We start from the raw sequence: 16,584 nt of genomic DNA on the forward strand, positions 1-16,584 counted from the left end.
GCCGCACCGCATACAGGAATTCAGGAGTCAACGCGATGAGTACCGCTACCCCGGAGACGCTGGGTCATCCGCACGACCACGCCCATGATCACGGCCACGGCGATCACAGCCATGGCGATCATGCGCACGATCACCCGCATGGCTGGCGCCGCTGGCTGTTCGCCACCAACCACAAGGACATCGGTACGCTGTACCTGCTGTTCTCGTTCACGATGCTGCTGTCCGGCGGCGTGCTGGCGCTGCTGATCCGCCTGGAGCTGTTCGAGCCGGGCCTGCAGTTCTTCCGCCCCGAGCTGTTCAACCAGTTCACCACGATGCACGGCCTGATCATGGTGTTCGGCGCGATCATGCCGGCGTTCGTCGGCTTCGCGAACTGGATGATCCCGCTCCAGATCGGCGCCTCGGACATGGCCTTCGCGCGGATGAACAACTTCAGCTTCTGGCTGATGCCCCCGGCGGCGCTGCTGCTGGCCGGCTCGTTCTTCGCCCCGGGCGGCGCCACCGCCGCCGGCTGGACGCTCTACGCGCCGCTTTCGGTGCAGATGGGCCCCGGCATGGACATGGCCATCTTCGCCATGCACATCATGGGCGCCTCGTCGATCATGGGCTCGATCAACATCATCGTGACCATCCTCAACATGCGCGCCCCCGGCATGACGCTGATGAAGATGCCGATGTTCTGCTGGACCTGGCTGATCACCGCCTACCTGCTGATCGCCGTGATGCCGGTGCTGGCTGGCGCCATCACCATGGTGCTGACCGACCGCCACTTCGGCACGAGCTTCTTCTCCGCCGCCGGCGGCGGTGACCCGGTGATGTACCAGCACATCTTCTGGTTCTTCGGCCACCCCGAGGTGTACATCATGATCCTGCCCGCGTTCGGGATCATCTCGCACGTGGTGCCGGCGTTCGCGCGCAAGCGCCTGTTCGGCTACAGCTCGATGGTGTACGCCACGGCGTCCATCGCCATCCTGTCGTTCATCGTCTGGGCGCACCACATGTTCACCACCGGCATGCCGGTGACCGGCCAGCTGTTCTTCATGTACGCGACGATGCTGATCGCGGTGCCGACGGCCGTGAAGATCTTCAACTGGATCGCCACGATGTGGCGCGGCTCGATGACCTTCGAGACGCCGATGCTGTTCGCCATCGGCTTCATCTTCGTGTTCACGATCGGCGGCTTCACCGGCCTGATCCCGGCCGTGGCCCCGATCGACATCCAGATCCAGGACACCTACTTCATCGTGGCGCACTTCCACTATGTGCTGGTGGCCGGTTCGCTGTTCGCGCTGTTCGCCGGCTTCTACTACTGGGGGCCGAAGTGGAGCGGGTTCATGTACAACGAGACGCGCGGCCAGATTCACTTCTGGGGCTCGCTGATCTTCTTCAACGTGACCTTCTTCCCGATGCACTTCCTGGGGCTGGCCGGCATGCCGCGTCGCTATGCGGACTATGCGGTCCAGTTCACGGACTTCAACGCGATTGCCTCGATCGGCGCGCTGGGCTTCGGCCTGATGCAGGTGTATTTCTTCTTCTTCGTGGTGCTGCCGTCCTACCGTGGCGGCCAGGCCGCCGGCGACAAGCCGTGGGATGGCGCCGAGGGCCTGGAGTGGACCGTGCCGTCGCCGGCGCCGTTCCACACCTTCGAAGAGCCGCCGCAGGTGCGCTGAGTGATTGACGCCATGAAGCCGGAAACCCCGTCGCGCCTGGACAGCCAGGGTCGCCAGGCAACACAACGGGCCGCCAACCGGCGGCTGGGCCTGATCCTGCTGTCCATCGTGGTGGTGTTCTTCCTGGGATTCTTCGCCAAGATGGTTTTCCTTGGCGGTTGAGTGGAGATAGACGTGGACGCGCAGCAGAAGGCGGAAGACCGGGCAATCGAGCGGCGCTTCAACCGCGGCATGCTGCTGCGGCTGCTGGTGGTGGTGGGCCTGATGTTCAGCTTCGGCTACGCGCTGGTGCCGCTGTACAAGAAAATCTGCGAGGTCACCGGCATCAATGTGGTGACCACGCGCGACCTGTACGGCGCATCGCTGAAGAAGAACACCCAGGTGGACAAGAGCCGCACGGTCACGGTGGAGTTCGACTCCAACGCGCGCGGGCCGTTCGCGTTCCGCCCGGTGAAGTCCTCGATGGAAGTGCATCCGGGCGAGCTGACGACCATCGTCTACGAAGTGGCCAACGGGCAGTCGCGCGATATTTCCGCGCAGGCGATCCCCAGCTACGCGCCCAAGCAGGCCACCGAGTACTTCAAGAAGGTGGAGTGCTTCTGCTTCAAGCAGCAGACGCTCAAGGCCAGCGAGGCGCGCGAGATGCCGGTGGTGTTCGTGATCGATCCGAACCTGCCCAAGGATGTGAAGACGATCACGCTGTCGTACACCTTCTTCGAGATCGGCACGCCGGTAGCGCAGACGGCGGCGCCGGCGGGGCAGGGGAGCTGAGATGGGCGTGACGCCAGAGCCGCATGACCCGCTTCAGCGCAAGGCGTCGTTCGCGCAGACGGTGCGCGCGGTGCTGTGGTCGTTCATCGGCCTGCGCAAGGGCTCGGAGCACGAGACCGACATGGCGCGGCTGAACCCGGTGCACGTGATCATCGCCGGCCTGATTGCTGCGGCGCTGTTCGTGGCGATCTTGATCGGCATCGTGAAGACCGTGGTGGGATGAAGCTGTCCCCAAAAAAATAAGAGAAGTACGAGCACACCGCCGGCGGGGAGGTTGGCCGAAGGTGCTGGAACTACAACGAATCAGAGACACTGAGCTGGAGATAGAAGAATGAGTGCGAATCGCGCAAATGCTCCGTACTACTTCGTACCGGGCCCGTCGCGCCACCCCATCACGGCAGCCTTCGGCCTGCTGCTGACCGGCGCCGGCGCCGCGGGTTGGGTCAACGGCCAGTCGTGGGCCCCGTTCCTGTGCGGCTTCGGCCTGCTGTGGTTCCTGTTCGTGCTCAAGAGCTGGTTCGGCGACGCCATCCGCGAGTCGGAAGGCGGCCTGTACGGCAAGAACATCGACGTCTCGTTCCGCTGGTCGATGGGGTGGTTCATCTTCTCCGAGGTGATGTTCTTCGCGGCCTTCTTCGGCGCGCTGTTCTACGCCCGCACCATCGCCATGCCGTGGCTGGGCGACCTGAACAACAAGATCATCTGGCCGGACTTCGCGGCCGTGTGGCCCAACCTCGGCCCGGCGGGCACGGTGGAGAGCTTCCAGACCATGGGTCCGTGGCCAATCCCCACGATCAACACGGCGCTGCTGCTGATGTCCGGCGTCACGCTGACCTGGGCGCACCACGCGCTGCTGGCCGGCAAGCGCAGCCAGCTGATCCAGGGCCTGGTGCTGACCATCCTGCTCGGCGCCATCTTCATGTGCCTGCAGGTCTACGAGTACATGCACGCCTACTCGGACCTGAACCTGAAGCTGACTTCGGGGGTCTATGGTTCGACGTTCTTCCTGCTGACCGGCTTCCACGGCTTCCACGTGACCATGGGCGCGATCATGCTGGCGGTGGTGCTGGGCCGCGTGCTGCGCGGCCACTTCACGCCGGAGCACCACTTCGCGTTCGAAGGCGCCGCCTGGTACTGGCACTTCGTGGACGTGGTCTGGCTCGGCCTCTACGTGGTGGTGTACTGGCTGTAACGGCTGGAACGGGCCGCTGCGGCGGTCCTGCGGTACAAGACGAAGCGCCGCGGAGGACGATCCTCGCGCGGCGCTTTTTGTTTTGGGGTCTGGCGGCCGTTCAGGGCGACATGTGGATGCCGGTGCTGTGGATCCATCCCATCCAGTTGGCGAACAGGATGAACAGGAACAGCGCCACCGAGAAGCCGACGCGCAGCATCAGCGAGCGCATCATGTTGGGCGTGCGGCCACGGTCGCGCATCATGAAGAACAGCGCGGAGGCCAGGCTGCCGATGATCAGAATGAAGGCGACGATGATGATGAAGCGCATGCTGGGGCGAAGGGGGGCCGCGGGTCATGAAAGTGGCCATTATGGCACCGTGGCCTCGCGGGGCCATTCGTGACGACCCGCAATCGGGGGAGCCTGTGGCGCTCGCCGGGGGCGGTGCCGCTGGTGGCGGCGCTGGCCGTGGTGGCGGTGACCTGCGCGCTCGGCAACTGGCAGCTGCGCCGGGCCCACGAGAAGGTGGACCGCGCCGCGCGGCTGGCCACGCTGGCGGCGCAGGCGCCGGTGGACCTGAACACGGCCCGCATCGACGCCACGCAGGTGGTGGACCGCCGCGTGCGCGCCCGGGGCCGCTTCGACGCCGCGCGCACCGTGCTGCTGGACAACCGCCCGCACGGCAACGGCTCCGACGGCCGCGCCGGCTTCCTGGTGCTGACGCCGCTGAAGCTGGCCGATGGCGGCGCCAGCGTGCTGGTGCTGCGCGGCTGGCTGCCGCGCGATGCCCAGGACCGCACGCGGATCGCTCCGTTCCCGACGCCCGATGGCGATGTGACGCTGGACGGCACGGCGCTGGCCACGGCCCCGCGCGTCTACAGCCTTGGGCACGACGCGGCGGCCGAAGCGGGGCAGAAGATCCGCCAGAATGTAGACTTGGCGGCGTTCGCCCGGGAAACCGGGGCGCCGCTGCTGCCGTTGGTGATGCAGCAGGCCACCGATACCGGCGATGGCCTCGCGCGCGACTGGGCGCCCGCCGACCTCGGCGCGGACCGCCACTACGGCTACGCCGCCCAGTGGTTCGGCTTGGCCGCGCTGACCGTGGTGCTGGTGGCCGTACTGGGCTGGCGCCGCGCGCGCCGGGATACCGCCGCCCTGCCGAACCGATAACCGAACGATGAACGTACAGACGAACTCCATGCCATCGCAAGACCCCACGGCCACGCCGGATACCCGCATCGATGCGCGCACGCGCCGTGGCCGCCTGCAGATGCTGATGCTGCTGCTGGTCTGCGCGTCGCCGGTCATCTTCTCGTATTTCACTTATTACGTGGTCAAGCCGAGCGGCGCCAGCACCAACTACGGCACGCTGGTCGACCCGCTGCGCCCGATGCCGCCGGAGAACGTGACCAACGAGCGCGGCGAGGCCGTGCCGCTGGCGTCCTTCCGCGGCAAATGGCTGATGGTGATGACCGCCCCGTCCGCCTGCGACGAGGCGTGCGCCAAACGGCTGTTCACGATGCGCCAGATCCGCGCGGGGCAGGGCCAGGACCGCGAGCGCATTACCCCGGTCTGGCTGATTTCCGATACCGGCGCCGTGGACGAACGGCTGTCCAGCGCCTACAACGAACCCTATGCGGGCGTGCGCTTCCTGCGCATGGACGCCGTCGCGCTGCGCCAGTGGCTGCCGGCCGAGCCGGGCGCCGGGGCCGAAGACACCGTGTACCTGGTCGATCCGCTCGGCAACCTGATGCTGCGCTGGCCGAAGGAGCCCGACCCGAAACAGATCAGCAGCGACCTGAAGAAGCTGCTCAAATTTTCCCGAATTGGCTGATTTGCGATGCTGCTCCAACTCGCCATCATTGGCATCCTGATTGCCCTGCTGCCGCTCTCGTACGTGCTGGTGCGGGGCAGCCGCGACAAGTACCGCAAGCTGGTCTGGGTCACCGCCTTCCTCACGCTGGACCTGATCATGTTCGGCAGCTTCACCCGGCTGACCGATTCCGGCCTGGGCTGCCCGGACTGGCCCGGCTGCTACGGCCATTCGAACCCGCACGCGGCCATGGAGCCGATCCGCGCCGCCGAGACCGCGCTGCCAAGCGGCCCGGTCACGCTGGCCAAGGCGTGGATCGAGATGATCCATCGCTATTTCGCCATGGCGGTGGGCGTGCTGATCATCTCGCTGATGGTGCTGGCATGGGTCAAGCGACGCGAGCTGAAGCAGTCGCCGTGGTTCGCCACGGGGGTGTTCGTGCTGGTCTGCGTGCAGGGCTTGTTCGGCGCGCTGACCGTGACGATGAAGCTCCAGCCAATCATCGTGGTGACCCACCTGCTGCTGGCGATGGCGCTGCTGTCGTCGCTGATCGTGCTCGGCTCGCGCAATGACCCGCCGCACCCGGTGACCCCGCAGGCGGCCTCGCTGCGCTGGGCGGCGTGGGTGGCGCTGGCGCTGCTGGTGACCCAGATCTTCCTCGGCGGCTGGGTCAGCACGAACTACGCGGTGCTGGCCTGCACCGACTTCCCGCTCTGCAACGGCCAGCTGGTGCCGGAGATGGACTTCCGCCACGGCTTCACGCTCTGGCGCCAGCTCGGCATGACAGCCGATGGCGACTACATCCCGCACGCGGCGCTGGTGGCCATCCACTGGGTGCATCGCGGCTTTGCCTTCGTGGTGCTCGGCTTCCTGGCCTGGTTCGGCCTGCGCGCGCGCCGGCTGGAGGGCCTGACGCGCCACGCCACGTGGCTGCTGGCCGTGCTGGCGCTGCAACTGGCCACCGGTTTGTCCAACATCGTGTTCGACTGGCCGCTCGGCGCGGCGGTGGCGCACAACGGCGGCGCGGCCCTGTTGCTGATGCTGTTACTCCGTCTCCACTACAATATCGGCCTCGCGACCCTCGCGACACGTTATGCCGGCGCCGCCGCTCAATCCGCCTCAGCCGCGCGCGCCACATGAAGGACAAGATGCCTCCCGTGGTCTCCGCTACCCAAACTCATTCCTCCGTGAGCCGTATTCGGCACCTGGCTCGCCAATATGCCGCGCTGACCAAGCCGCGCGTCACGCAACTGGCCGTGTTCTGTGCCGTCATCGGCATGTTCCTGGCCACGCCCGGCATGGTGCCGTGGCCGGTGCTGCTGGGCGGCGCCGCCGGTATCTGGCTGCTGGCCGGTGCGGCGTTCGCCATCAACTGCCTGGTCGAACAGAAAATCGATGCGATGATGCGCCGCACCGCGTGGCGGCCTTCCGCCACGGGCGAGATCACCAGCGCGCAGACGCTGGTCTTCTCGGCCATCCTCGGTGGCGCCGGCATGTGGCTGCTGCACGTGTTCGCCAATGACCTGACGATGTGGCTGACCTTCGCCACCTTCCTCGGCTATGCGGTGGTCTACACGATCCTGCTCAAGCCGGCCACGCCGCAGAACATCGTCATCGGCGGGCTGTCGGGCGCCATGCCGCCCGCGCTGGGCTGGGCCGCCGTGGCCGGCACCGTGCCGGCCGAAGCGTGGTTCCTGGTGCTGATCATCTTCACGTGGACGCCGCCGCACTTCTGGGCGCTGGCCCTGTACCGTCGGGCAGACTACGCCAAGTCCGGCCTGCCGATGCTGCCGATCACCCATGGCGAAAAGTACACGTTGCTGCATATATTGCTCTACACGCTGGTGATGATCGCCGCCACGCTGCTGCCGTTCGTCTACGGCATGTGCGGCTATATCTACCTCGCCGCCGCGCTGGGCCTGGGGCTGGTGTTCCTCGGCTACGCCTGGAAGCTGTTCCGCAACTACTCGGACGCGCTCGCGCAACGCACCTTCCGCTATTCGATCCTGTACCTCTCGCTGCTGTTCGCGGCGCTGCTGGTGGATCACTACTTCAAGTTCGTGCCGCAGGTCTGATGGCCCGCCTGCGGCATCTTGCCGCGCCCGGAGGCCAGCGCCGATGTGATCGGCGATACTTCCGGGCACTCTCTCCCGACCACCGCGCTCCCCTGATGACTCTTCCCGGCTCACCGTCCCTCCTTGCCCAGTTCCGCCGATTCTGCCTGCTGGCGCTCTGCGCGACCCTGCTGGCCGCTTGCGGGCAGCCCAAGCCCTCGTTCAAGAACGTGGATATCTCGGGCGCTACCGAGTTCGGCAAGGACTTCGCGCTGCTGGACCCGAGCGGCAAGACCCGCACGCTGGCCGACTTCAAGGGCAAGGCCGTGGTGATGTTCTTTGGCTACACGCACTGCCCGGACGTCTGCCCGACCACCATGGCCGAGCTGAAAGCGGTGATGGACAAGCTCGGCCCGGACGCCGACAAGGTGCAGGTGCTGTTCGTCACCGTGGACCCGGAGCGCGACACCGGCGCGTTGCTGGGCCAGTATGTACCGGCCTTCGACGCCCGCTTCCTGGGCCTGCGTCCGGCCGACGAGGTGGGGCTGAAGAAGGTGACCAAGGACTTCAAGGTCTTCTACGCCAAGGTGCCGGGCACCTCGCCCAACAACTACACCGTGGATCACTCGGCCGGCAGCTATGTGTTCGATACCAACGGCCAGCTGCGCCTGTTCCTGCGCCACGGCCAGGGGCCGGACCCGATCGCGCATGATCTGAAGCTGCTGCTGTCGTAAGCTGCGCGCAGGACGAAAAAAGGGCCGGTCAACATGACCGGCCCTCTTGCATTGCGGGGAGCGGAGGATCAGGCGAAAGCCGCCAGCGCACCCTTCATCTTCTTCATCGCGGCCGCCTCGATCTGACGGATGCGCTCGGCGGAGACGCCAAACTCGTCGGCCAGCTCATGCAGCGTGGCGCCGCCCGAGCCGTCGTCGTTCACGTCCAGCCAGCGCGCCTCGATAATGCGGCGGCTGCGGGCGTCCAGACGCTCCAGCGCCTCGCCCAGCCCTTCCACCTGCATGCGGTCCTGGCGCTTGGCCTCGAGCACGCGGGTCGGCTCGTTGTGGTTGTCCGCCAGATACGCGATGGGGGCGAATTCCTCCTCGCCGTCGTCGATCTGGCCTTCCAGCGCCAGGTCGCCGCCCGACAGGCGGGTCTCCATCTCCATCACTTCTTCTGGCTTCACGTTCAGCTCGCGCGCCACGGCTTCCACCTGCTCGGGCGTGAACGTGTGCGCGCCGGTCTTGTGGCTGCGCAGGTTGAAGAACAGCTTGCGCTGGGCCTTGGTGGTGGCCACCTTGACCATGCGCCAGTTCTTCAGCACGTATTCATGGATCTCGGCCTTGATCCAGTGCATCGCGTACGACACCAGACGCACGCCCTGATCGGGGTCGAAGCGCTTCACGGCCTTCATCAGGCCGATGTTGCCTTCCTGGATCAGGTCCGCATGCGGCAGGCCATAGCCCAGGTACTGGCGGGCGATGGACACCACCAGACGCAGGTGGGACATCACCAGCCGGCGGGCGGCATCGACGGATTCATGGTCGCGCAGGTCGCGCGCGAGGCGCTGCTCTTCCTCGGCGGTCAGCAGCGGAATACGGTGGATAGCCTGGATGTAGCTATCCAGATTGCCCACTGCGGCCGGGAAGGCGAGCGCGAGGCTGCCAGCGGCGGCATTCTGGGGGGCCATCGGCAGACGGCCAGTCATCTTGGTTTGGTCGGCAGACAGAACTGCGGTCACGCTTATTGCTCCTTTCGCTTCCGGCGGTAGGTTGCCGGCGTGCCTCGATTCCAGAATCGGAAGAGACACCGCACTGCAACGCATATTAGCACTCAGGTTCGGCGAGTGCTAAGTTAGAGCTTCTATAGGGTTGATAGTTCCGGCCAATGGATATTGTTATTGGGATAGCGTAACCGGCCTTGGTGCGACGTCCGCGCCTTGTCTGGCAAGGGCTGGCGGGCCGCCAGCGTCGCGTACCATGATTAGAGGGAACTTGCCCCAATCGGTTTCATCGTGATTTCGGGATGCTGTATTGCGCATTTCGCTACACTGGAGCCCCGCTTTCCGCTGTTATCTCCATGTTGTCTCGCTGTTATCCCATTGCCAGGAGTCCTGTCATGTCTGCCATCGAACACTTGCTCAAGCCCCATGTGCGGGACATCGGCGAGTTCACGGTCCGCCGCCTGCTGCCCGCCGCCGCCACGCAGACCGTGGGCCCCTTTATCTTCTTCGATCACCTCGGTCCCGTGTCCATGCCGCCGGGGAGCGGCATGGATGTGCGCCCACATCCACATATCGGCCTGGCGACCGTGACGTATCTGTTCGAGGGCGAGATCATGCACCGTGACAGCCTGGGCAGCGAGCAGGTGATTCGCCCCGGCGACGTGAACTGGATGACAGCCGGCACCGGCATCACGCACTCGGAGCGCTCGCCAGACGCCGCGCGCCAGGCCGGCCCGCTGCTGCACGGCATCCAGACCTGGGTGGCGTTGCCGAAGGCGCATGAGAAGGATGCGCCGTCGTTCCATCACCATCCCGGCGCCACGCTGCCCAAGCTGGAGCTGCCCGGCGTGCGGATGACCGTGATTGCCGGCGATGCCTTCGGCGCGGAATCCCCGGTGCGGGTGTATAGCCGCACGCTCTACGTGGCCATCGACATGGAAGCCGGCGCGACGCTGGTGATTCCGCCCGAGCATGTGCAGCGCGGACTCTATCCGGTGGAAGGCGATGTGACGATCGATGGCGAGGCGCTGGCGGGGGAACACCTCGCCGTGCTGGTGCCGGGCGAGCCGGCCACGCTGACCGCGACCACCGCCGCACGCGTGATGCTGCTGGGCGGCGATCCGACCGACGGCCATCGCTTCATCTACTGGAATTTCGTGGCGAGCACCAAGGAAGACATCGACGACGCCGCGCGCCGCTGGGAGAACGACGAGTTCCCGCACGTGCCGGGCGAGACCGAGCGGATTCCGCTGCCCCCGCGCCGGCCCTGACCGTCCACAGGCGTCGTCAGACCGGACTGGCCCAGGCCACGCGCGTGGCCTGCTTCAGGCAGTCCTGGATGGTCGCCACCTGCGTGGCGATCGGCGCCGGCACCGGCACGTCGCCATCGAGCACCTTGCGAATCCAGGCGGCGGTCTGGCCGACGTCGGTGCCGGGCGGCAGCTCGGGCACCTCGCCAATCGACCCGCTTGCCGGATCGACCATCGTCCGCTGATGGCCATCGTGGAGCCAGTCGATGCGGCTGCTGCGGCGGGCATCCGCCACCACTTCGCCCTCGGTACCGCGCGCCAGCAGCACGTTGGCGGGCTCGTGGGAGAAGTAGTCAGTCAGCGTCTCGCGATATTCCGGATGGGTGTAGCTATAGAGCCGCAGCGCCTCGGCCGGCGTGTGGCTGCCTACCGGTTGCAGCATCTTGACGATGGTGTGCGAGGAATTGCGCAGGCCGATGATCGGGCGCTTGTCGAGCAGGCGCGAAAGCGCTGGAGACAGCACATCGATCGGCAGCACGGCCAGCGGATTGGCGACGGCGCGCAGCTGGTCCTGCGCGGCCTGCGGCGTGGCGCAGAGCGGCACGCCGAGGGCCTCGAACAGTTGCATGCTCGTCACCCGGCCGTCGAACTCGCGCGAGCCGTGGACCAGCGTGGGCACGCCCTCGCGCGCCAGCAGCAGCGCCAGCAGCGGCACCAGGTTCGGCTGCTTGCGCGCGCCGTTGTAGCTGGGGATGACGACCACGGGCTTGTCCGGCGGCGCCGCCAGCGGGGCGCAGTGGCCGTGGGCGGCTTCCAGCATGCCGGCCAGCTCGTGCGGCGCCTCGCCCTTGATCCGGTAGGCCATCAGCACGGCACCGAGCTCGATGTCGGAGACGCGGCCGGCCAGCATCGCATCGAACAGCACCTGGGCGTCCTCGCGGGGCAGCGCCCGGGCGCCATTGACCCCGCGCCCAATCTCCTTGATGTACTTGCTGGCCGAGAACGGCGGAAGGGTCGGGGTGGCAGATGTCATGGCGGGAGGGGGATATGTGGATCGTTCTGCCGTTCATGATAGCGGAGCAGGGCGGCTTCGCCCACGCCCGCTATCCCACGCACCCCCCGCCGGGGTCAGGCTGCCTCGCGCAGCGCCGGGTTGCGCTGCTTGCGGTAGAGGAAGTCCAGCACGGCGGTGCGGCAGGCGTGGTAGCCCTTGTCGTCGGCCAGCGCCACGCGGTCGCGCGGGCGGGGGAGGTCCACCTTCAGGATCTCGCCCACCGTGGCCGCCGGGCCGTTCGTCATCATCACGATGCGGTCCGCCAGCAGCACGGCTTCATCCACATCGTGCGTGACCATGACCACGGTGCTGCGGGTGCGGGCAACGATCTTGATCAGTTCGTCCTGCAGGTGGGCGCGGGTCAGCGCGTCCAGCGCGCCGAACGGCTCGTCCATCAGCAGCACCTTCGGCGACATGGCCAGCGCCCGGGCAATGCCCACGCGCTGCTTCATCCCGCCCGAGATCTCATGCGGATACTTGCTCTCGGCGTGGGTGAGGCCGACCAGCGCCAGCGTGTCCTGGGTGCGCGCCTTGAGCTGGGCGCGGCCCTCCGTGGCGGCGAACACGCGCTCCACGCCCAGGTAGACGTTCTCGAAGCACGTCATCCACGGCAGCAGCGAGTGATTCTGGAACACCACGGCGCGCTCCGGCCCCGGGCCGGCAATCTCGCGTCCGGCGCAGATCAGCGTGCCCGTGGTGGGCGTGGTCAGGCCGGCAATCAGGTTCAGTAGCGTGGACTTGCCGCAGCCAGAATGCCCGATCAGCGTGATGAACTCGCCCTCGGCAATGCCCAGGTTGATGTCGCGCAGGGCCACGAACGGCCCCTTGCGCGTCTTGAAGGTCTGGCCCACGTTCTCGATGCTGACAAACTTTTCCATGGCGATGGCTCCTTCGGGGGGCGGTCAGTTGTTGCCGTAGCTGAAGCGGCGGGCCAGCGCGAGCAGCAGGTGCTCGAGGATCAGGCCCACCACGCCGATGATGAAGATGGCGATGACGATGTGCTCCACCTTGAGGTTGTTCCACTCGTCCCAGAGCCAGAAGCCGATGCCGGTGCCGCCCGTGAGCATCTCGGCGGCCACGATCACCAGCCACGCGGTGCCGATCGAGAGCCGCACGCCGGTCAGCATGTAGGGCAGCACGGCCGGGAACAGCACGCTGCGGAACACCTTCCATTCGGAGAGGTCGAGCACGCGCGCCACGTTCAGGTAGTCCTGCGGCACGCGCGTCACGCCGACGGCCGTGTTGATGATCATCGGCCAGATCGAGCAGATGAAGATGGCCCAGATGGCGGCCGGGTTGGCGGCCTTGAACAGCAGCAGGCCGATCGGCAGCCACGCCAGCGGCGAGACCGGGCGCAGCAGGCTGATCACCGGCGCCGCCATCGCGTTCAGGAAGGCGAAGCGGCCCAGCAGGAAGCCCGCCGGAATGCCGACCACCGCCGCCAGCCCGAAGCCGGCCGCCACGCGCGCCAGCGAGGCCAGGATGTTCCAGCCGATGCCCTGGTCGTTCGGCCCGTTGCGGTAGAACGGATCGGAGAATAGCGGCACGGCGGCGTTCCAGGTGGCGCCCGGCGTGGGAAGCGCCGGAATCAGCGTGGCAATGCCGTGCCACACCAGCAGGAACAGGACGAAGCCGACCAGCGGTGGCACCGTCCGGCGCACGATGGCGCCAAGCGCCTCGCGGCGGGCGGCCACCCGCTCCTGTGCGGCCAGCTGCGCCGCCCGGCGGCGGGTTTGCTCCTTGGTGTCGGTGTCGACAATGTCCGAAGTCATGGCGGGTGTGCCTTCCGGCGCGGGGTGGGCAATGGCATTCACGTCTGGCTCCTGAAGTGAGGGCAGCGGGAAATCAAGGAAACGGCGAGGTCAGGCTTTGATCTTGAATCCATCGGCATAGGCCTTGGGGTCCTTGGTGGCATCCCAGGTCACACCGTCGATCAGCTTGGCCGTCCGGAAATCGCTCTTCGGCACGGCCACCTGCGCGGCGGCGGCGGCCTGCTTGAAGATATCGATCCGGTTCACCTGTTTGGCGACGGCCAGGTAGTCCGGGTGCTCCTTGAGCAGGCCCCAGCGCTTGTGCTGCGTGAGGAACCACATGCCATCGGACAGGAACGGGTAGTTGGCCGCGCCGTCCTGGTAGAACTTCATTGAATCGGGGTCGTCCCAGGTCTTGCCCAGGCCGTTGCTGTAGCGGCCCAGCATGCGGTCCAGGATGATGTCCATGTCGGTATTCACATAGGACTTGGCGGCGATGGTCTCGGCGGTCTTGCGGCGGTTGGAGGTCGAGGCGTCGATGAACTTCGAGGCTTCCAGGATGGCGGCGACCATCGCCCGCGCGGTGTTCGGGTGCTTCTGGACGAACTCCGCCGTGGTGCCGAGCGTCTTCTCGGGGTGATCCTTCCAGATCGCCTGGGTGGTTTCCGCGGTAAATCCGATCTTGTCGGCGATGGCGCGCGCGCCCCACGGCTCGCCCACGCAGAAGCCGTCCATATTGCCCACGCGCATGTTCGCCACCATCTGCGGCGGCGGCACGGTGATGGCCTTGGCGTCCTGCATCGGATTGATGCCGTTGGCGGCCAGCCAGTAGTAGAGCCACATGGCGTGGGTGCCGGTGGGGAAGGTCTGGGCGAACACGTAGTCGCGCCGCTCCTTCATCATCAGCGCCTTCAGGCTGGCGCCGTCCTTGGCGCCTTTTTCGGCGAGTTTCGATGACAGCGTGATGGCCTGGCCGTTGTGGTTCAGGTTCATCAGCACGGCCATGTCCTTCTTGGCGCCGCCGATGCCGAGCTGCACGCCGTAGATCAGGCCGTAGAGCACGTGCGCGGCATCGAGTTCGCCATTGACGAGCTTGTCGCGCACGCCGGCCCAGTTGGCTTCCTTGCTCGGCGTGATCTTGATGCCGTACTTCTTGTCCAGGCCGAGCGTGGACGCCATGACCACCGAGGCGCAGTCCGTCAGCGGGATGAAGCCGATGCGGACTTCGGATTTCTCCGGGGCATCGGAGCCGGCCGCCCAGGCGCCGCTGCGCACCAGCGGATCTACCAGCGTCATCACGCCGGCCCCGGCGATGGTGGCCAGCACGCGGCGCCGGCTCTGGCTGGCTGGGGCTGCGTCGGGGATGACAGGGACCACGGCGGCGGGCAGGGGCTTGGCGTCTTTGAGGCGAGAGGGCATGGCGATGGCTCCGAAAAAAGAAAAAGGCGTCCCGACCCGCAGCCCGCCTTCGCCAGCTTGCAGTTCAGGACGCCGTTGTCCCGCCGCGCGTGCCATGGTCGGCAGCGCGGACGCGTTGTTCAGGTTGTGAGTTCGGGTGCTGCGAGCTTCGTGCTTCGGTACCACGCGGCCGTCGTTGGCCGTGCAGGCGATAACGCAAGCCACGTGCCAGCGCCGTTGCGGCGCACAAGCGCGCGGAAAAGTTGCCGGAAATCCCTATCGGGAGGCGGCGCGTGGCGGGTCCGCCCGGGGACGGTGCGGACGGTGGGCCGTGGCGGGGCATGGGGGATGGATAGGCCGGTGGCGGCCTGCGCGAACTAGTGCGGGCCGGCCCGCCCCGCAGCGCCACAGTTGTGCAATGCACCAGCCGCGTGCGGAGGGGCGGGCGCCGTGGCAACTGCCCGTCGCGACTGTATGCGGCCGTACGCATGGGTGTATGCTTTTGGCCTACCGCGCCCCGCCGGCGCGGATTCCATCAGAAAAACAGTCTGGAGAGTTTGGATGACCGAGTTCGTTTTCGAGCCGCAAGCCCCCGTTGGCGTCCCTGTGCGCGGCAGCCGCGCAAGCTTTCCCGTGCGCCGGGTCTATTGCGTGGGCCGCAACTATGCCGCCCATGCGCGTGAAATGGGCTCGGACCCGGATCGTGAACCGCCGTTCTTTTTCTGCAAGCCGTCCGACGCGGTGAGCTACGTGGCCGACGGCACCGAAGGCACCTTCCCGTACCCCCCGGGCACCAGCAACTGCCACTATGAAGTGGAGCTGGTGGTGGCCATCGGCAAAGGTGGCAAGGACATCCCGGTCGAGCAGGCCGCCAGCCACGTCTACGGTTACGCCCTCGGCCTGGACATGACGCGCCGCGACCTCCAGAACGAATCGAAGAAGACCGGCCGCCCCTGGGAGACCGGCAAGGCATTCGACAAGTCGGCGCCGATCGGCCCGATCCTGCCGGTGTCCGAGATCGGCCATCCGCAGAAGGGTGCGGTCACGCTGGCGGTGAACGGTGTGGAGAAGCAGCGCGGCGATCTGTCGGACCTGATCTGGTCGGTGCCCGAGATGGTGTCGTACCTCTCGAAATTGTTCGAATTGCAGCCCGGCGACCTGATCTACAGCGGCACGCCCGAAGGCGTGGGCCCGGTGGTGAAGGGCGACGTCATGCTGTGCCGCATCGAGGGTGTGGGCGAGCTGACCGTCAAGGTGGTCTGAGCCGATGCTGAAGCTCTACAGCTACTTCCGCAGCTCGGCGTCGTTCCGCGTGCGCATCGCGCTGGAACTGAAGGGCCTGCCGTACGAGTACGCGGGCGTGCACCTGCTCAAGGAAGGCGGCATGCAGCTGAAGCCCGAGTATCGCGCGCTCAACGCCGATGGCGTGGTGCCGACGCTCGTGGCCGACGGCAAGCCGCTGATCCAGTCGATGGCGATCATCGAATACCTGGACGAGACGCATCCCGAGCCGCCGCTGCTGCCGGCGAACGCGCTGGACCGCGCCATCGTGCGCGGACTGGCGCAGGAAATCGCCTGCGAGATCCATCCGCTGAACAACCTGCGCGTGCTGAAGTACCTCAAGCACACGCTGGGCGTGGCGGAGGAGGCGAAGGATGCGTGGTACCGGCACTGGATCGAGCAGGGCTTTGCCTCGCTCGAAGGCAACCTCCAGCAGATCGGCCGCGTGGGTCGGTACGCGTTTGGCGACACGCCGACGCTGATCGACCTGTGCCTGGTGCCGCAGGTGTTCAACGCGCACCGGTTCAACGTCGATCTGGACCGATATCCGCAGATCGCGCGCATTCACGCGGCCTGCATGGAACTGGAAGCCTTCCAGAAGGCCGCGCCGGCGGCGCAGCCGGATAGCGAGTAGTCGGCTTTTATCGGAT

At 66.7% G+C, this 16,584-nt stretch carries 19 protein-coding genes; 13 read left to right on the plus strand and 6 right to left on the minus strand.

The genetic code is table 11. The features are described from left to right. The first annotated feature begins 35 nt into the window (after positions 1-35). The 5 genes from ctaD to SB751_RS16175 all read left to right on the plus strand — a co-directional run bounded on the left by ctaD (position 36) and on the right by SB751_RS16175 (position 3,633). Positions 36-1,670: a cytochrome c oxidase subunit I gene (gene ctaD / locus SB751_RS16155; RefSeq protein ID WP_144198959.1), complete on the plus strand. Its 1,635-nt coding sequence runs from the start codon at positions 36-38 to the stop codon at positions 1,668-1,670. Between the two features lie 12 nt (positions 1,671-1,682). Further along, positions 1,683-1,832, plus strand: coding sequence for a cytochrome oxidase small assembly protein (locus SB751_RS16160; protein WP_211943794.1), 150 nt, complete (start codon positions 1,683-1,685; stop codon positions 1,830-1,832). Positions 1,833-1,844: 12 nt separating this feature from the next. Beyond that, positions 1,845-2,441, plus strand: coding sequence for a cytochrome c oxidase assembly protein (locus SB751_RS16165; protein WP_313818211.1), 597 nt, complete (start codon positions 1,845-1,847; stop codon positions 2,439-2,441). Position 2,442: 1 nt separating this feature from the next. Further along, positions 2,443-2,664: a DUF2970 domain-containing protein gene (locus tag SB751_RS16170; RefSeq protein ID WP_144198955.1), complete on the plus strand. Its 222-nt coding sequence runs from the start codon at positions 2,443-2,445 to the stop codon at positions 2,662-2,664. 108 nt (positions 2,665-2,772) lie between these two features. Further along, entirely contained in the window at positions 2,773-3,633 is an 861-nt protein-coding gene (locus SB751_RS16175; RefSeq protein WP_144198953.1) for a cytochrome c oxidase subunit 3, read from the plus strand. Positions 3,634-3,733: 100 nt separating this feature from the next. On the opposite strand, the gene SB751_RS16180 is transcribed toward SB751_RS16175, so the two are convergent. Further along, on the minus strand, positions 3,734-3,943 hold the full coding sequence (locus SB751_RS16180) for a twin transmembrane helix small protein (RefSeq protein ID WP_144198951.1): 210 nt from the start codon (positions 3,941-3,943) through the stop codon (positions 3,734-3,736). Positions 3,944-4,012: 69 nt separating this feature from the next. Between SB751_RS16180 and SB751_RS16185 the strand changes: the two genes are divergently transcribed. The 5 genes from SB751_RS16185 to SB751_RS16205 all read left to right on the plus strand — a co-directional run bounded on the left by SB751_RS16185 (position 4,013) and on the right by SB751_RS16205 (position 8,214). Further along, on the plus strand, positions 4,013-4,783 hold the full coding sequence (locus SB751_RS16185; RefSeq protein WP_144198949.1) for an SURF1 family protein: 771 nt from the start codon (positions 4,013-4,015) through the stop codon (positions 4,781-4,783). A 7-nt stretch (positions 4,784-4,790) separates the two neighbouring features. After that, the gene (locus SB751_RS16190; RefSeq protein WP_144198947.1) at positions 4,791-5,447 is read left to right on the plus strand and encodes an SCO family protein; all 657 of its coding nucleotides are present in this window, start codon (positions 4,791-4,793) and stop codon (positions 5,445-5,447) included. A gap of 6 nt (positions 5,448-5,453) precedes the next feature. Continuing rightward, on the plus strand, positions 5,454-6,566 hold the full coding sequence (locus tag SB751_RS16195) for a COX15/CtaA family protein (RefSeq protein WP_144198945.1): 1,113 nt from the start codon (positions 5,454-5,456) through the stop codon (positions 6,564-6,566). Further along, the gene (cyoE, locus tag SB751_RS16200; RefSeq protein ID WP_410748223.1) at positions 6,563-7,501 is read left to right on the plus strand and encodes a heme o synthase; all 939 of its coding nucleotides are present in this window, start codon (positions 6,563-6,565) and stop codon (positions 7,499-7,501) included. Before SB751_RS16195 ends, cyoE begins: the two co-directional genes overlap by 4 nt. Before the next feature lie 95 nt (positions 7,502-7,596). After that, positions 7,597-8,214 (plus strand): SCO family protein, encoded by a 618-nt coding sequence (locus SB751_RS16205; protein ID WP_144198941.1) that lies wholly within the window; start codon positions 7,597-7,599, stop codon positions 8,212-8,214. A gap of 68 nt (positions 8,215-8,282) precedes the next feature. On the opposite strand, the gene rpoH is transcribed toward SB751_RS16205, so the two are convergent. Further along, complete coding sequence (gene rpoH / locus SB751_RS16210) at positions 8,283-9,185, minus strand: RNA polymerase sigma factor RpoH (protein WP_244844960.1); 903 nt, start codon at positions 9,183-9,185, stop codon at positions 8,283-8,285. A gap of 410 nt (positions 9,186-9,595) precedes the next feature. On the opposite strand from rpoH, the gene SB751_RS16215 reads away from it, so the two are divergent. Further along, complete coding sequence (locus SB751_RS16215; RefSeq protein WP_144198937.1) at positions 9,596-10,471, plus strand: pirin family protein; 876 nt, start codon at positions 9,596-9,598, stop codon at positions 10,469-10,471. Between the two features lie 16 nt (positions 10,472-10,487). Here the strand turns inward: SB751_RS16215 and ybiB are convergent, their stop codons facing one another. The 4 genes from ybiB to SB751_RS16235 all read right to left on the minus strand — a co-directional run bounded on the left by ybiB (position 10,488) and on the right by SB751_RS16235 (position 14,674). Beyond that, entirely contained in the window at positions 10,488-11,483 is a 996-nt protein-coding gene (gene ybiB / locus SB751_RS16220; protein ID WP_144198935.1) for a DNA-binding protein YbiB, read from the minus strand. 95 nt (positions 11,484-11,578) lie between these two features. After that, positions 11,579-12,382, minus strand: coding sequence for an ABC transporter ATP-binding protein (locus SB751_RS16225; RefSeq protein WP_250025023.1), 804 nt, complete (start codon positions 12,380-12,382; stop codon positions 11,579-11,581). 24 nt (positions 12,383-12,406) lie between these two features. After that, entirely contained in the window at positions 12,407-13,318 is a 912-nt protein-coding gene (ntrB, locus tag SB751_RS16230; protein WP_244844953.1) for a nitrate ABC transporter permease, read from the minus strand. A 48-nt stretch (positions 13,319-13,366) separates the two neighbouring features. After that, entirely contained in the window at positions 13,367-14,674 is a 1,308-nt protein-coding gene (locus SB751_RS16235) for a CmpA/NrtA family ABC transporter substrate-binding protein (RefSeq protein WP_144198931.1), read from the minus strand. 540 nt (positions 14,675-15,214) lie between these two features. Here SB751_RS16235 and SB751_RS16240 point away from each other — a divergent pair. Continuing rightward, complete coding sequence (locus SB751_RS16240) at positions 15,215-15,916, plus strand: fumarylacetoacetate hydrolase family protein (RefSeq protein WP_149136789.1); 702 nt, start codon at positions 15,215-15,217, stop codon at positions 15,914-15,916. Positions 15,917-15,923: 7 nt separating this feature from the next. Beyond that, the gene (maiA, locus tag SB751_RS16245; RefSeq protein ID WP_187645187.1) at positions 15,924-16,568 is read left to right on the plus strand and encodes a maleylacetoacetate isomerase; all 645 of its coding nucleotides are present in this window, start codon (positions 15,924-15,926) and stop codon (positions 16,566-16,568) included. Positions 16,569-16,584: the final 16 nt, after the last annotated feature.

The organism is Cupriavidus sp. SIMBA_020, assembly GCF_046535395.1.
Lineage (GTDB): Bacteria > Pseudomonadota > Gammaproteobacteria > Burkholderiales > Burkholderiaceae > Cupriavidus > Cupriavidus campinensis.

Excerpts from the sequence above, each read along its gene's own strand:
- SB751_RS16190 (WP_144198947.1), top strand. The coding sequence starts at position 4,791 with ATGAACGTACAGACGAACTCCATGCCATCGCAAGACCCCACGGCCACG.
- ctaD (WP_144198959.1), top strand. The coding sequence starts at position 36 with ATGAGTACCGCTACCCCGGAGACGCTGGGTCATCCGCACGACCACGCC.
- SB751_RS16225 (WP_250025023.1), bottom strand. The coding sequence starts at position 12,382 with ATGGAAAAGTTTGTCAGCATCGAGAACGTGGGCCAGACCTTCAAGACG.
- SB751_RS16160 (WP_211943794.1), top strand. The coding sequence starts at position 1,683 with ATGAAGCCGGAAACCCCGTCGCGCCTGGACAGCCAGGGTCGCCAGGCA.
- rpoH (WP_244844960.1), bottom strand. The coding sequence starts at position 9,185 with ATGACTGGCCGTCTGCCGATGGCCCCCCAGAATGCCGCCGCTGGCAGC.
- SB751_RS16175 (WP_144198953.1), top strand. The coding sequence starts at position 2,773 with ATGAGTGCGAATCGCGCAAATGCTCCGTACTACTTCGTACCGGGCCCG.
- ybiB (WP_144198935.1), bottom strand. The coding sequence starts at position 11,483 with ATGACATCTGCCACCCCGACCCTTCCGCCGTTCTCGGCCAGCAAGTAC.
- SB751_RS16180 (WP_144198951.1), bottom strand. The coding sequence starts at position 3,943 with ATGCGCTTCATCATCATCGTCGCCTTCATTCTGATCATCGGCAGCCTG.
- SB751_RS16235 (WP_144198931.1), bottom strand. The coding sequence starts at position 14,674 with ATGCCCTCTCGCCTCAAAGACGCCAAGCCCCTGCCCGCCGCCGTGGTC.
- SB751_RS16240 (WP_149136789.1), top strand. The coding sequence starts at position 15,215 with ATGACCGAGTTCGTTTTCGAGCCGCAAGCCCCCGTTGGCGTCCCTGTG.
- SB751_RS16170 (WP_144198955.1), top strand. The coding sequence starts at position 2,443 with ATGGGCGTGACGCCAGAGCCGCATGACCCGCTTCAGCGCAAGGCGTCG.
- cyoE (WP_410748223.1), top strand. The coding sequence starts at position 6,563 with ATGAAGGACAAGATGCCTCCCGTGGTCTCCGCTACCCAAACTCATTCC.
- SB751_RS16215 (WP_144198937.1), top strand. The coding sequence starts at position 9,596 with ATGTCTGCCATCGAACACTTGCTCAAGCCCCATGTGCGGGACATCGGC.
- SB751_RS16195 (WP_144198945.1), top strand. The coding sequence starts at position 5,454 with ATGCTGCTCCAACTCGCCATCATTGGCATCCTGATTGCCCTGCTGCCG.
- SB751_RS16205 (WP_144198941.1), top strand. The coding sequence starts at position 7,597 with ATGACTCTTCCCGGCTCACCGTCCCTCCTTGCCCAGTTCCGCCGATTC.